Genomic DNA, 14061 nt, shown 5'->3' on the forward strand with positions numbered 1-14061 from the left:
GGCCGGCTCGATGCACGCTGCCACCCACCCCACGATCGACGCCGGCCCGACCGACGCACGGCCCGTCGTGCTCGAGGAGCACGACGACGGCGGCCGGCTGCTGTCGAGCACCGAGCTCGTCGACGGCCTGCCGCACGGCCGCATGCAGCGCTACGGCCCCGAAGGCCGGCTGCAGATGGAGGCCTGTTATGTGCAGGGCCGCCTCGACGGCCTGCTGTGCCTGCATGGCGAGCAGGGCGAGATCGTGCAGAAGGCCCAGTACCGGCAGGGCCTGCAGCACGGGCTGACCCGCATCTACGCGATGCAGCGCTGCATCGCCGAGCAGCGCTACGTCGCCGGCCAGCTGCACGGCGAGAGCGTGATGTTCGACGACGCCGGCCAGCCGTCGGCGCGGCTGCGCTACGTCGAGGGCCGCCTCGAAGGCCAGGCCGTCTTCCTGCAGCAGGGCCGGGTGGTGCGCAAGGCGAACTACCGCAACGGCCTGCTCGACGGCGAGTCGACCGACCTCGACGCGGAGGGCACGGTGATCCAGATCGCCCACCACGTGGCCAACGTGCTGCACGGCCCGACCCGGCGCTACTGGCCCGACGGCGGCCTGATGGACGAGGTGGTCTACCGCATGGGCAAGCCCGTGGCCCCGCCCGCCCGCTTCGACCAGAAGGGTCGCCCGCTCGCCGCCGACGAGGCCACGCCGGGCGTGCTGGCCCGTCTCGAGAAACTCATCCGGGGCTGAACCATGGGACAACAGGTCTGCACCGGCGCGATGACGCAATGCACCTTCGGGGTCGCGCCGGGTTCGCTGATGGTGCTGCCGGTGAGCCTGGTGATGACCGGCGCCCCGGCGGCCAACATCATGGACAACAAGCCGCTGGTCAACGTGCTGCCCTTCGGCATGTGCCAGTCCATGGCCAACCCGATGGTGGCGGCCGCGTCGGCCGCCGCGATGGGCGCGCTGGTGCCCATGCCCTGCCTGCCGATGACCACCGCCCCCTGGGTGCCGGGCGCACCCACCGTGCTGCTGGGCAACATGCCGGCACTGAACAACAGCTCCAAGCTGATGTGCATGTGGGGCGGCGTCATCTCGATCAACGTGCCCGGCCAGTTCACCGTGATGGTGCCCTGAAGCCACGACGGAGCCCACGATGCAATACCGCTACACCCTGACCCGCCGGCTGCTGGCCGTGGGCACCATCAGCCTGCTGCTGCTGCTGACCCTGCTCTTCCTGCTGGGCGTGCAGATCGGCCGGCTGATGGCCGAGCCCGGCGGCCCGCCGGCCGCACCGGGCCTGGCCACGTTCGCGCCGGTCGTGCCGGAGCCGCTCGCCGTGCCGGCCCCGCCCGGGGCGGCCGCCCCGGACCAGCGCACCGCCCTGGCGGACCTCTCCTTCGTCGGCGACGCCGCCGGCAAGACCGCCGACCGGGCCGCCGACACTGCATCGCGCCGCGCCGTCGAGGCCTGGCAGTCGGCCCGTCCGGCACCGGGTGCGGTCGAGCCGGTCACGGCCTCCTTCACCGAGCGCTGATCCATGCGCCGCTCGCCCGCCCTTCTCCTCACGACGCCCGCATGAACTCCCCCCACGACTCCCGGCCCGTGACGCCTGTCGCCACGCCGCTGCACCGCCGCCGCCTGCTGGTCCGGCTCGCCGGCAGCGCGCTGTGCACGGCCCTGCCACTGCTGGCCACGCGCGCGGCCGCTGCCGCACCGGCGTCGGCCCCGCTGGCACCGACCACCGCCCCGGTCGCACCGGCCTCGGCGAGCACGCCGCCGGACCTGGTGCGCAGCGCGGACGGCCGGCTGCTGGCGCCCGACATCGCCCGCATCGTCGCGCGCGGCGAGCTGGTGGTGGCGATGCTGGGCGTGGACACGCCGCCCTTCTTCCAGAGGGTCGACGAGCAGCTGGTCGGACTCGATGTCGACATGGCGCGCGCGATCGCCCATGAGCTGAAGGTCAAGGTGCGCTTCAACCGCGAGGCGCGCAGCTTCAACGAGGTGGTCGACGTGATCGCGCGCAAGGAGGCCGACCTGGGCATCAGCAAGCTGTCGCGCACGCTGGCACGGGCGCAGCTGATCCGTTTCTCCGACCCTTACCTGCGGCTCAACCATGCGCTGGTGCTCAACCGGGTGGCGTTTGCCAAGCTCGCGCTCGACCGGCCGGTGCAGGCGGTGGTGCGCAACTTCCGCGGCAGCATCGGCGTGATCGCCAAGTCCTCGTTCGCCGACTACGCGACCCGCAACTTCCCGCTCGCCACGATCCGCACCTACCCCGGCTGGCCGGAGGTGATCGACGCGGTGCACCGGGGCGAGGTGGTCGGCGCCTACCGCGACGAGCTGGAGATCAAGCGCATGCTCAAGGGCAACCCGACCGCGGCGCTGACGCTGCGCACGGTCACGCTGAAGGACCTGGAGGACTCGCTGGCGATCGCCGTGGGCGTGTCCGACCCGGTGCTGCTGGCCTTCGTCAACCAGTACCTCGCGCAGCGCAGCGACAAGCTCGACATCGAGCGGGTCCTGAAGGCTCTCGATCATTGAACCCCGGAGCCTGAAGATGCGCATCGATGCCAAGACCCTGCAAGCCCTGGTGCTGAACCCCTGGGTCGTGCTGGGCAGCCTCGCCGCCGGATTCCTGCTGGGCGCCCAGGCGCCCGAGGTGGCCCTGAAACTCGGCTTCGTCGGCGACATCTACGTCGACCTGATGAAGATGATCGTGCTGCCCTTCATGGTGTCGGCGGTGATCTTCAGCCTGCAGCGCCTGTTCCAGGAAGGCGGCACGGCCCGCATCCTCGGCCGGGTCGCGGTGGTGTTCATCGCCTTCGCGGCCGTGGCCACCGTCGTGGGGGCGCTGACGCTGCTGACGATGCGCCCCGGCGCGGACCTGTCGCAGGAGACGCTGGCCACCTTCGGTCACATCGTCGGCGGTGACGTCGGCTCCAACGACACGGCGATGGAGCTCAACGGCGTCGACCCGGTGCACAAGGGCATCGGCGTGGTCGACGTGCTGGTCAACCTGGTGCCGGCCAACATCTTCGCGGCGCTGGCCAGCGGCGACACGCTCAAGTCGCTGGTCTTCGCGATGCTGTTCGGCTTCGCGGTCGGCCAGGTGCCTGCGCGGGTGTCCGAAGGGCTGACCCGCTCGCTCGACACCATCTACCAGAGCTGCCAGACGCTGACGCGCTGGCTGAACTTCCCGCTGCCGCTGGTGCTGCTGTGCATGAGCGCGGCGCAGCTGGCCAAGACCGGCGTGGAGCCGCTGGTGGCGATGACGCAGTTCGTGCTGGCCTTCGTCGTCGCGTCGCTGATCGCGCTGGGGGTCGCGCTGCTGGTGCTGTGGCGGCGCAGTGCCGACGACTTCCCGACCACGCTGCAGGCGCTGCGCGGCCCCTTCGCCCTGGCGCTGGCCACACGCAGCAGCGCCACCTGCATGCCGGTGATGATCGAGTCGCTGGCCGACCGGCTGGGCTTCGCCCGCTCGCGCGTCGAGCTGCTGGTGCCGCTGAGCGTGTCGCTGCTGCGCATCGGGCCGATGCTCTACTACGTCTGCGCCACGCTGTTCATCGCCCAGCTCTACGGCCGCTCGCTCGGGGTCGGCGAGGTCGTGCTGGTGATGGCCGCCTCGGTGCTGGCCGGCTTCGCCTCGGCCGGCATGAGCGGGCTGGTGACGATCTCGCTGACCGGCATGGCCTGCGGCTACCTGGGCCTGCCCTTCGAGGCGGCCTTCATCCTGTTCGTCGCGGTCGATCCGCTGTGCGACATGCTGCGCACCCTCGTCATCGTCATCGGCAACACCGCCGCGGTGTCGCTGATCTGTCCCCGTCCCTTGAAGATCTAGGAGATCACCATGCCCTGCATCGGAGTTCTTGGAGGCATGGGGCCCGCCGCGACGGTGGACTTCATGGCCAAGCTGGTCGCGTTGACTCCGGCCCGGAGGGACCAGGACCACCTGCCGATGGTCGTGGCCAACCTGCCGCAGGTGCCGGACCGCAGCGCCGCCATCCTCGGCCGCGGCCCCGATCCGCTGCCCAGCCTGCAGCGGGGCATCGATCTGCTGAACCACTCCGACGTCGGCGTGGTCGTGATCCCGTGCAACTCCTCGCACCACTGGTACGCGCAGCTCAGCGCCTCGAGCCAGGCGCCCATCCTGCACATCGCGCAGGCCTGCGTGCGCAAGGTGCCCGACGGCGGGCGCACCTGCGTGCTGGCCACCCGCGGCGCGCTGGCCTCGGGCTTCTACCAGCGCGAGCTGGCCGCGCGCGGCATCGACTGGGAGATCCCCGACGGCGAGCGGGAACAGCCGCTGGTCGACGAGACCATCCGCCTGGTCAAGGCCGGCCAGCCCGAACAGGCCGGCCGGCGGTTGCAGCAGATGCTGGCCCATGCCCACGGCCGCGGCGTCGAGGTGGTCATCATGGCCTGCACCGAGCTGCCGCTGGCGGCCAGCCACGCCGACACCCACGGCCTGCTGCTGATCGACAGCACGCTCGAGCTCGCCCGCAGCACCGTCGACTACGCGCTGCACGCGGGCTGGAACCACTGCTGAGCGGCCGCGCCCCTGCCACCATGCCCGCCTTCCTGCGCCAGACCTCGCACCCCCTGCTGCTCATGGCCTGTGCCGTGGCCGGGGCGCTGCTGGGCATGCTCAGCCCGGCCTGGAGCGTGGCCGCGGGGGCGATCGGTCGCCTGGCCGTCAACCTGCTGGACATGGCCGCGCTGCCGCTGCTGGGCGTGGCCACCGCCTTCGGGCTGCGCAAGCTGATGGCGCTGCCGCAGCGCGGCCGCCGCGCCGGCCTGGTGCTGGCCACCGCCGCGCTGACGCTGTGGTTGTGCGGCCTGGTCGGTGCGCTGGCAGGCCAGGCGGCGGGCCTGGGCCGCCACCTGGCGCCGCACGAGCTGGAGCGGCTGGGCCAGCTGGTGCAGCAGGTGGGTGGCCAGGCGGAACAGACTGGCGTGACGCTGCGGCCCGCGCGGCATGAGGATCGTCACGCGGGCGTGCAGGACGACCCGCCCGAGGATCCGACCGCCGCGCAGCGCTCCACGGTCCGCCTGCCCGACAACGTCTACGCGACGCTGGCCCGTGGTGAGCTGCCCGCGGTCATGTTCTGCGCGCTGGCCTTCGGCCTCGCCTTCGCGATGCTCGATCGCGGCCGCACCCAGGCCTTCTCGGTGCAGCTGGAGACGATCTACCGCGCCCTCGAGCGGCTGATCCAGCAGGCCAACCACCTGCTGCCGCTGCTGGTCTTCGGCATGGCCGCCCACCTCGCGGCCCGCACCGACACCGGCACGCTGATCCTGCTGGGCGGGCTGTTCGGCGCGCTGCTGCTGGCCTCGCTGTTCGTCGGCGGCCTCGCGCTGGCGCTCGTCTGCCGCCAGGCGCGCTGCTCGACCGGGCAGGCGCTCGCGGCGCTGAAGGTGCCGCTGCTGATCAGCCTGGTCTCGCCCAGCCCGGTCTCGGCCATCCCGCTGACCATCGATGCGCTGAGCGCCAAGCTGGGTTTCGCCCGCGGCGTGGTGGAGCTGCTGGTGCCCACCGGCGCGGTGTTCCTGCGCGCGGGGGGCGCGATCCACATCGCCGTGGTCGTGGTCTTCGTGGCCCAGCTCTACGGCCGCAGCCTCGGCCCGCTCGAGCTGCTGCTGCTGGGGTCGATGGCCGCGGCGGCGGCGCTGACGGTGACCGGCACCGGGCCGTACGGCACGCTGTCGGCCGCGGCGGTGGTGCTGGCCTGGCTGCGCCTGCCCCCCGAGGCGGTGCTGCCGGTGCTGCTGGTGGTCGACCGGCTGTGCGACGGCGCCCGCAACCTGACCTCGCTGCTGTGCATCGCCGCCGTCACCGCGGTGGTCAGCGGCGGGCTGCCGTCCGAATCGCGTGAATCCCCCCTGCCGACCGCGGCCGGACCGGTGCGGCTGGTGATCGGCCGTCCGGCCGCCGCCGCGGCGCTGGCCTGCGTGCTGCTGGCCGGTGCGCTGTCGATGCTGATCGGCGTGGGCGTCGGCCTGCGCCAGGCACGCGGCGGCTCGCCGGCCGCGGCCCAGAACACGGAGCTCCCTCGATGAGCCACCTGCCCTTCTTCTCGCGTGCGCCCGCCGCGGGCCGGCTGCTGCGCCTGGCCTGCGGCCTGGCCGCCCTGGCGCTGGCCGGCTGCGGCACGGTCGGCGGGGTCGCCAGCGTGCTGGCCTCCTCGACCGCCAACGCCTTCAGCGCCCCGCCCGGTCCGGCCTACCTCGACTGGAAGGGGCTGCTGGTGGTGGCCGATGCCGATGCCAACCAGAACAGTCCGGTCGCGCTGGACATCGTCTTCGTGCGCGACATGGCCACGCTCGAGCGGCTCGGCGGCCTGAGCGCCGCCCGCTGGTTCGCCACCCGCACCGAACAGCTGAGCACCGACCCGGACGGGCTGACCGTGCGCAGCGTCGAGCTCGTGCCCCGGCAGGTGCTGCGCCTGCCGGAGAAGGAGCTCGGCTCGCCGCGCGTGGCCGGCGTGCTGCTGTTCGCCGATTACATGACCCCGGGCGAGCATCGTGCCCGCCTGCCCAAGCTGCCCGACGGCACCCTGGTGCGCCTGGGCGCACGCACCTTCACGCTGAGCGCCCACGCGCTCTGAAACCGACTGCCGCGATGAACTCCCGCACCCCGACTCCTCCCGAACGCATCCAGTGGCATGAAGGCATGCTGCTGGGTCCGCAACACTTCCAGCAGCTGCAGGCCCGGATCGACGGCCTGGCGAGCTGGCATCTGCTGGCCGCCGCGCCGCTGGCCTGGGGCCTGCGCCACCTCGAGATCGACACCGGCCTGCTGGCCACCGGCGTGCTGCGGGTGCTGCGGCTCGAGGCGGTGATGCCCGATGGCAGCGCCGTCTGGCACGACGCCCGCGAGGCCGCCCACGGCAGCCTGGAGATCGACCTCGGCCCGCAGCGCGACGCGCTCGAGGCGGGGGCGCTCGACATCCACCTGACGCTGCCGTGGGCCCGCTCGATGCGCAACCCGAGCGTGCCCTCGCGCTTCCGGGCGATCGCCGAGCTGCCGGTCGAGGACGAGGTGTCCGACGGCGAGCCGGCCGATCTGCCGCGCCTGCGCCCGCAGCTGGGCCTGGCCGCGGGCGGGCTGCCCCCCTCGCTGTGGCAGTCGATGCGGCTGTGCACCGTGGTCAAGGACAACGAGCTGATCCGCCTGGGCGACGAGCTGCCGGCGCTGCAGGCGCTCGACCGTGAGCACCCGCTGTGGCGCCGGGCCTGGGCGCTGTGCGGCCAGCTGCGGGGCAAGGCCGCCTACCTGGCGCGCCAGACCCAGCTGCCCTCGTCGCGGCTGGAAGACCGCCTCGCGCTGCTCGAGCAGCGGGAACGGCTGGGCGCGCTGCTCGCGCCGCTGGCGCCGCTGGAGGCGCTGCTGCAGGCCCAGGCACCCGCGCCGCTGACGCTCTACCTGGCGCTGTGCGCGGCCCTCGGCCCGCTGGCCACGCTGCGGGCCGGCGCGATGCCGCTGCTGCCGCCGGCCTACGAGCATGCCCGCCCGCGGGCGGCCTTCGAGGCGGTGTTCGCCGCCCTCGAGGACGCGCTGCAGGCCGTCAGCCAGGAGCACCGCCTGCAGCCCTTCGACTTCCGCGAGGGCCTCTTCGTGCTGGCCCTGCAGCCCGAATGGATCGGCGCCCGGCTGGTGGTCGGCCTGCGTGGCCAGAGCGAGCGCGAGCTGACCGCCTGGATGGACGGTGCGGTGATCGGCTCGGCCTCGGCCTGGACCTCGCTGCGCGAGCGCCGGGTGCTGGGCGCCGCCCGTTCGCGCATCGAGGCCGCGCCCGAGCTCGGCCTGCAGGCCAGCAACGGCTACACGCTGTTCGCCATCGAGGCGAGCGCCCCGCTGGTGCAGCCCGGCGAGCCGCTGCTGATCGCGAACGCCAACGAGTCCCATGCCGCCCAGCGCCCGCATGAGGCGATGCTGTTCGTGAAGGGATGAGCATGTCCGACGCCGTCAACCCGACCGAAGCCGACGATCCGCTGGACGCCGGCCTGCGCCAGTTCCACGAGGCGCTCGAGCAGGTGCTCGTGCAGTTCCCCGACACCGGCGAGGCCGAGGCGGGCGAGCCGGCGGCCCGCCAGGTGCTGCGTGACCTGCACAACCTGATCGAGCTGCAGACGGTCAACGAACGCCGCGGCGGCGGCGGCGGCACGGCCGCGCTGGCCGCGCCGGTGCGCTACCTGAAGGCCGCGCTGGCCGACGAGATCCTGCTGAGCCGGCCGTGGGCCGGACGCCGCGTGTGGCCGCAGCGCCTGCTGGAGGCCGAGATGTTCCGCACCAGCGTGGCCGGGGACCGGGTGCTGGCCGACATCGAACGCCTGCTGGCCGACCGGGAGCCGTCGCAGCGCACGCTGGCGCGGCTCTACCTGTTCGCCCTGGCGCTGGGTTTCCAGGGCCGCCTGCGCGGCCAGCCCGAGATCGGGCGGCTGGCCGGCCTGCGCACCGAGCTGTTCCAGTTCGTCTACCAGCGCACGCCCGAGTCCGGCGCGCGCGACCGCGTGCTGTCCGAGCAGCCCTACGCCAGCACGCTGTCGCACCTGGCGCCGCTGCACCGCCGCGGGGTCAGCCGCTGGGCGCTGATCGGCGCGATCGTGCTGGCCGGCCTGCTGGTGCTGTCGGAGCTGCTGTGGCTGTGGCCGACCTGGCCGCTGCGCCAGGCGCTGGACGGCCCGCGCCCCGTCGCCACCGAGGTGTCACGCTGATGTCCCCGAACCGCCTGCCCACGGAGCCGTCATGTTCCTGAAGGACCACCTTGTCCTCGCCAGTCTCGGCGCACTGATCCTGCTGGTGCTGGGCGTGCTCGCCCTCGTGATCCGCGCCGCGGCCCGGTCCGAGCCGGCCGCCGCCGGCCCGCGCGCGCCGGTGCGCCTGCGCTCGGACACGCTGCGGGCCTCGTTCCGCCAGGCGGTCGAGCTGATCGAGTCGAGCATGGCCAGCCGCGCCAAGCGTTACCAGCTGCCCTGGGTGCTGGTGCTCGACGAAGGCGACGGCAGCAGCGTGCTGCCGCTGGCGCAATCGGGCATCGCCAGCGCGCTGGGCACCGATGCCGCCGGCGCCGCCGCCGCCCAGGGCCTGACCTGGCACTTCTTCGACCAGGGGGTGGTCATCGACGTGCAGGGCGCCTACCTCGGCGGTGCCGACGAAGGGGAGCAGACCGGCGAGCAGCCCTGGGACCAGTTCCTCGGGCTGTGCCGCGAATACCGCCCGGCACGGCCCTTCGACGCGATGGTCGTCACCGTGCCGGCCGCGCTGCTGCTGGATCACCACGCCGACGCCCGGCTCGAGCTCGCCCGGCTGGCCCAGCGCGCCAACCGGCGTGTCTGGCTGGCGCAGAACCGCTTCGCGATGCGCTTCGCGCTCTACGTCGTCGTGTCGGGCTGCGAACACCTGCCGGGCTTCTCGGCCTACGCCCGCGCGCTGCCCGACCTGCTGCGCAAGTCCATGCTGGGCTGGTCCTCGCCGCACGACCTGACGCTGACCTACCGCGCCGACTGGGTCGAGGAAGCGCTGCGGCAGACCCGCCGCACGCTGGCCGACTCGACGGCCGAACTGCTGGCCCTGGGCGCGCCGGACACCGACGCCACCGCCTGTTTCCTGCTGCCGGCCCGCATCGACGCGCTGCGCCCGCAGCTGCAGCTCTTCGTCGACGAGCTGATGCGGCCGAGCTCCTACCACGAGCCCTTCATCCTGCGCGGCCTGTACTTCACCGGCGATGCCAGCGAGGTGGCCGAACGCCTGGCCCGCAGCGCCGGCCACCCGGCACCGGGCGCGGCCGACACGTTCGACGGCTTCCCCGCCACCCGGCCGGTCGCGCTGGCCGACGGCCTCATGCCGGCCGAGGTCGACCTCGGCACCCCGGTACTGCCCGCCGAGGCCCGCCAGCCGGTCTTCCTGCGCGACCTGTTCGAGCAGAAGGTGTTCCGCGAATACGGCCTGACCCGGCCGTCGGGCACGCAGCAGCTGCAGCGCCCGCTGCTCGGGCGGGGCCTGCGCTGGGCCGCCATCGGCCTGGTCGGGGCCTGGTGCGTGGGCCTGGGCGTGGGGTCGCTGATCCTGCACCGCCAGAGCACCGTGCTGACGCAGGTGCTGGGCCGACTGCAGAGCGACACCGACACCCAGCTGCGCGCCGGCCTGCGTGGCGAGACGATGCCCGCGGAGTGGCATCGCCAGCGGGCGCTGGGCCTGCTGCAGCTGATGGAGCAGATGGACCGCCAGCGCCTCTGGTCGCTGTTCATGCCCGGCTCCTGGCCGGTGATCGACTCGCTGCCGCACCGGGTGCGCGACCGGCTCGAGCAGGCGTTCGGCGACATCGCCGTCAGCACGCTGCGCAACGCGCTGTACGAGCGCACCGCCCGGCTGACCGGCGTGGCGCAGGACCCGAGCACCGGGGCGCTGGTCAGCGGCGCGCCCTGCAGCGACCCGGCCGGCCTGCCGGGCCCGGCCGCCGGCGCCGCCCCCCACATGACGCTGGGCTTCGAGGACCTGGGCAGCTTCCAGCGCCTGCTGGCCTACACCGCCGCGGCCGAGCAGCTCGACCAGGCCACGGCCGCGCTGCAGCGCCTGCTCGATCCGGCCCGTCCGGCCGACGGTGCCGACCTCAGCCTGCTGGTGCGGGTCACGCTGGGCGCGGAGCTGCCGGGCCGGCCCGACCATGCCGCGGCGCTGTTCCGCTCGCGGGCCGCGCAAGGCTCGGGCGTGGCCACGACGGCGATGCAGCAGGCCCTGCAATGCAGCCTGCGCCGGGTCGCCACGGCGCTGCTGGCCGATGCCTTCGAAGGCAACGATCTGCTGGAAGCCCAGCGTGCGGTGGTCGAGCAGCTCGAGGCCGCCGCCGGCGGGGAAGGCGACGAGACCGCGGCGCAGACGCTGGCCTCCTGGCACGCGCTGCACGACACGATCCGCAGCCAGCAGGCGCTGCTGGCGCGTGGCAACGGCACCTGGATGCACCAGACCAGCTTCCAGCCGGGCGCCGCCTGGGACCGGACGCTGGGCCGCATCGCCGCCAACCGGCTGCTGGGCCCGGACACCGCCCGCGCGCTGCAGGCCGACAGCGAGGCCGCCTTCCAGCGCTTTTCCGTCGCGCTGGCCGAACAGACCGGCGCCGAAGGCGAGACCGGCGCGGTGTGGAACGACAAGACCCAGCGCTGGGACATGGCACCGGGCCTGACGGCGCTGCACGGCGCGCTGACCGCCCTGTTCAACCAGCCCTACATGAACGGCACCAGCGAGCGACCGCTGCCCGGCAGCGTCGAGCCGATGATCAGCTGGGACCTGGCACGACTGGACCAGGCGCTCGCGGTGGGCGAGCAGCGCAAGCGTTTCCAGGCCGAGCTGCTGGGGCGCTTTCCGCCCGACATGCAGGGCGCGGTGGCCCAGCTGGTCGACGGCCAGTTCGCCCGGCTGATCAGCGACCACCTCAGCTCGGCGCTGGTGCCGGGGGCCCGACTGGCGCCGCCGGACGCCGGCACGGCCGATGCCGAACGCAGCCGGCTCGCCCGCATCCAGGGGCTGCTGGTCGAACTCGGTGCGCAGCCGGTGCTCGAGGCGCTGCGCAACCTGCAGCTGCGCGACGCGTCGGCCCGGCTGCGCCAGCTCGACGAGGCGCTGGACCGCTCGGAGCTCTACGCGCCGCAGCGGGGCAACTTCAGCCAGTGGCGCGGTGAACGCGGCCCGGCGCTGGCCGGCTTCGGGCTGGGGGACGGCGCCGCGCTGGCGGCCTACCTCGGCCAGCAGCGCGCCCGCATCGAGACGCTGGGGCGCGAGGCCGAGATGGTGATCGCTCAGCTGGGCGGGCGCAGCGGCCAGAGCCTGCTGGCCGAGCGCTGGGAGAACATCGCGCGCGACCTGGAGCGCTACCGCCTCAAGAACCCCAACAGCAGCCTGCTCGCGCTGGAGAACTTCCTGCTGACGATGGGCGGCGACGTCGACGTGAACAACTGCGGCGAGCGGCTGGGCACCCGCCCCGCGCCGGCCACGGGTTCGGCCCGCGGCGGCGACTTCTTCGCGATGCGCCAGCAGCAGCTCGCCAGCAGCCTGCAGCAGCGCTGCGCCGAGCTGCAGGGCAAGGACCAGCAGGAGCACTGGGGCCAGTTCGCGCGCCAGTTCAACCAGGGTGCGGCCGGAAGGCCGCCCTTCGTCGTCGGCGGCTGGACGGCCGATGCTCCGGCGCTGGACCTCGACGAGATCGCCGCCCTGCTGCCCGCGTTCGAGCGGGCCCAGCGCAGCCTGCGCCAGATCGGCACCGAGGGCGGTGCCCCCGGCGCCGGCGCGGCGCGGCGTTTCGTCGACCAGTTCGACCGGATGCGCACCTTCCTGCAGCCGCTGCTGCCGGCGGGCGAGGCCGCGACGGGCTACGACCTGGGCGTGGAGTTCCGCGCCCGGCCGCAGGCAGAGGTCGAGGGCAACAAGATCATCGACTGGGTGCTCGAGGTCGGCCCGCAGCGCCTGGGCTGGCGCGAGCCGCCCCGGCCGCTGCGCTGGGAGCCCGGCATGGCGGTGGCCCTGCACCTGCGCCTGGCCAAGGACGGCCCGGTCGTGCCGCGCAGCGACGAGCGCCAGCCGGCGCTGGCGGTCGACGGACGCAGCGTGACCCTGCGCTACGCCGACCCCTGGGCCCTGCTGAACCTGCTGCAGCGCCATCGGGAGAACGAGGCCGCCGGCAAGGCCGACGGCCGCTCGCAGCTGCTGCGCATCGAGTTCCCGCTGCTCGCCACGAGCGTGGCCGGCAGCGAGACGTCCCCGGCCGCACCAGCCGAGACCCGCGCCCGCGTCTACCTGCGCCTGACGCTCAGCCCGGCGGGCAAACGTGCGCCGCTGGCCTGGCCCGGCCCGTTCCCGACCCGGGCGCCCGAGCCCGGCGCGCGCTGAAGCCCCTCCGAGACGGAACCGCCATGAACGCCCCGCTGCTCCACCCCCTGCCCCCGCTGCTGTTCGACCTGGACGAGCTGCTGGCCCCGATCCCCGGTGCCGATCCGGCCGGGCCCTCGATGCGCTACGACCGCACGATGGCCGAGATGCGCCGCGCCCGCGAGGCCGACGACCCCAGCCTGCCGATGGGCGAATGGGAGCGCCCGCTGAAGAAGGCCGACTGGCCGGCCGTCGTGCTGCTGGGCACCCGGCTGCTGGCCGAGCGCAGCAAGGACCTGCAGGTGGCCGCCTGGGTCACCGAGGCCTGGATCCACCTGCACGATCTCGACGGCCTGCAGGCCGGCATCGCGCTGCTGATCGGCCTGATCGAGCGGCACTGGGACGGCATGCATCCGCGCATCGAGGCGGGCGACACCGATGCCCGGGTCGCCCCGCTGGTCTGGCTCAACGAGTCGCTGCCGCTCACCGTGTACCTGCAGGTCGGCGTGACCCAGTGGCCCGACCGCCGTCCCCCGCGCATCTCGCTCGAGGACTGGGACCGCAGCCTGCGCCGCGACGACGACCCGCCGGCGTCCCCACCGGGCAGCGACGCGTCGAGCCTGCCCACCCGCGACGAGCTGCTGCACGGAGGCCGAGGCCCGTCGACCGCCCAGCTCAAGGCGCGCCGCCAGCAGGTGCTGATGCTGGCCGGTGAATGGGCCCGCCTCGACAGCATGGTCAACCAGCACCTGGGGGCCGACGCGCCCAGCCTGGGCAAGATGGCCGAGACGCTGGCGCAGATCGAGCGGGTGCTCAACCAGCTGATCGCCGCCCGTCCGGCCCCGCCGGAGCCTGCCGCGGCCGCACCGGCCGAAGGCGGGCCCACCGATCCGTCCGCAGGGAGCCCCGACATGTCCGAGACCGCCGCCGACCCGGTGACCCTGCACGCCGACCCGGTCGCCCTCGCCAGCGGCGGCTCGATCCGCTCCCGGGACGAGGCCTACCGGCTGCTCACGATGGTCGCCGACTACCTGCAGCGCACCGAGCCGCACAGCCCCACGCCCTACCTGATCCGCCGCGCGATCGGCTGGGGCGAGCTGCCGCTGCCGCAGCTGATGCAGCTGCTGCTGCGCGAGGAAGGTGACCTGAACCGGCTGTTCACCGTGCTGGGGCTGACCCAGGCCACGGACTGACCCCCTCGAGCCCCTCCCGT

Annotated in this window: 12 protein-coding genes; all 12 read left to right on the forward strand. The window is 73.7% G+C overall.

Annotation, left to right across the window (positions count from 1 at the left end; all coding sequences use genetic code 11):
• Nucleotides 1-10 precede the first annotated feature (10 nt).
• From C7444_RS05715 to tssA, 12 genes are read left to right on the forward strand one after another with little or no spacing between them, the layout of a single operon-like run.
• Nucleotides 11-733, forward strand: coding sequence for a toxin-antitoxin system YwqK family antitoxin (locus tag C7444_RS05715; protein ID WP_110399877.1), 723 nt, complete (start codon nt 11-13; stop codon nt 731-733).
• A gap of 3 nt (nt 734-736) precedes the next feature.
• On the forward strand, nt 737-1123 hold the full coding sequence (locus C7444_RS05720) for a DUF4280 domain-containing protein (protein WP_110399878.1): 387 nt from the start codon (nt 737-739) through the stop codon (nt 1121-1123).
• Between the two features lie 19 nt (nt 1124-1142).
• Entirely contained in the window at nt 1143-1523 is a 381-nt protein-coding gene (locus tag C7444_RS05725; protein ID WP_110399879.1) for a hypothetical protein, read from the forward strand.
• Between the two features lie 41 nt (nt 1524-1564).
• Entirely contained in the window at nt 1565-2530 is a 966-nt protein-coding gene (locus C7444_RS05730) for an ABC transporter substrate-binding protein (protein ID WP_110399880.1), read from the forward strand.
• Between the two features lie 22 nt (nt 2531-2552).
• A complete protein-coding gene (locus C7444_RS05735; RefSeq protein WP_110400048.1) occupies nt 2553-3827 on the forward strand; it encodes a dicarboxylate/amino acid:cation symporter in 1275 nt (424 codons plus the stop codon).
• A 9-nt stretch (nt 3828-3836) separates the two neighbouring features.
• Nucleotides 3837-4535 carry a cysteate racemase gene (cuyB, locus tag C7444_RS05740; RefSeq protein WP_110399881.1) on the forward strand — a complete coding sequence of 233 codons (699 nt, stop codon included), beginning with the start codon at nt 3837-3839 and terminating at the stop codon, nt 4533-4535.
• A 20-nt stretch (nt 4536-4555) separates the two neighbouring features.
• Nucleotides 4556-6046, forward strand: coding sequence for a dicarboxylate/amino acid:cation symporter (locus tag C7444_RS05745; protein WP_110399882.1), 1491 nt, complete (start codon nt 4556-4558; stop codon nt 6044-6046).
• Nucleotides 6043-6594, forward strand: coding sequence for a hypothetical protein (locus C7444_RS05750; protein ID WP_110399883.1), 552 nt, complete (start codon nt 6043-6045; stop codon nt 6592-6594). Before C7444_RS05745 ends, C7444_RS05750 begins: the two co-directional genes overlap by 4 nt.
• 14 nt (nt 6595-6608) lie before the next feature.
• Nucleotides 6609-7940, forward strand: a complete 1332-nt coding sequence (tssK, locus tag C7444_RS05755) for a type VI secretion system baseplate subunit TssK (protein ID WP_110399884.1) — start codon at nt 6609-6611, stop codon at nt 7938-7940.
• A gap of 2 nt (nt 7941-7942) precedes the next feature.
• The gene (locus C7444_RS05760) at nt 7943-8704 is read left to right on the forward strand and encodes a DotU family type IV/VI secretion system protein (RefSeq protein WP_211317489.1); all 762 of its coding nucleotides are present in this window, start codon (nt 7943-7945) and stop codon (nt 8702-8704) included.
• Nucleotides 8705-8735: 31 nt separating this feature from the next.
• Nucleotides 8736-12869 carry a type VI secretion system protein gene (locus C7444_RS05765; RefSeq protein ID WP_110399886.1) on the forward strand — a complete coding sequence of 1378 codons (4134 nt, stop codon included), beginning with the start codon at nt 8736-8738 and terminating at the stop codon, nt 12867-12869.
• 23 nt (nt 12870-12892) lie between these two features.
• Complete coding sequence (tssA, locus tag C7444_RS05770) at nt 12893-14041, forward strand: type VI secretion system protein TssA (protein ID WP_110399887.1); 1149 nt, start codon at nt 12893-12895, stop codon at nt 14039-14041.
• The last annotated feature ends 20 nt before the right edge of the window (nt 14042-14061 follow it).

Origin of the sequence: Sphaerotilus hippei, from assembly GCF_003201595.1 — a bacterium.
In the GTDB taxonomy this organism is placed as follows: Bacteria; Pseudomonadota; Gammaproteobacteria; order Burkholderiales; family Burkholderiaceae_C; genus Sphaerotilus; species Sphaerotilus hippei.

Coding starts and splice junctions, on each gene's coding strand:
- C7444_RS05715 (WP_110399877.1), top strand. CDS start 11: ATGCACGCTGCCACCCACCCCACGATCGACGCCGGCCCGACCGACGCA.
- C7444_RS05720 (WP_110399878.1), top strand. CDS start 737: ATGGGACAACAGGTCTGCACCGGCGCGATGACGCAATGCACCTTCGGG.
- C7444_RS05725 (WP_110399879.1), top strand. CDS start 1,143: ATGCAATACCGCTACACCCTGACCCGCCGGCTGCTGGCCGTGGGCACC.
- C7444_RS05730 (WP_110399880.1), top strand. CDS start 1,565: ATGAACTCCCCCCACGACTCCCGGCCCGTGACGCCTGTCGCCACGCCG.
- cuyB (WP_110399881.1), top strand. CDS start 3,837: ATGCCCTGCATCGGAGTTCTTGGAGGCATGGGGCCCGCCGCGACGGTG.
- C7444_RS05745 (WP_110399882.1), top strand. CDS start 4,556: ATGCCCGCCTTCCTGCGCCAGACCTCGCACCCCCTGCTGCTCATGGCC.
- C7444_RS05750 (WP_110399883.1), top strand. CDS start 6,043: ATGAGCCACCTGCCCTTCTTCTCGCGTGCGCCCGCCGCGGGCCGGCTG.
- tssK (WP_110399884.1), top strand. CDS start 6,609: ATGAACTCCCGCACCCCGACTCCTCCCGAACGCATCCAGTGGCATGAA.
- C7444_RS05760 (WP_211317489.1), top strand. CDS start 7,943: ATGTCCGACGCCGTCAACCCGACCGAAGCCGACGATCCGCTGGACGCC.
- C7444_RS05765 (WP_110399886.1), top strand. CDS start 8,736: ATGTTCCTGAAGGACCACCTTGTCCTCGCCAGTCTCGGCGCACTGATC.
- tssA (WP_110399887.1), top strand. CDS start 12,893: ATGAACGCCCCGCTGCTCCACCCCCTGCCCCCGCTGCTGTTCGACCTG.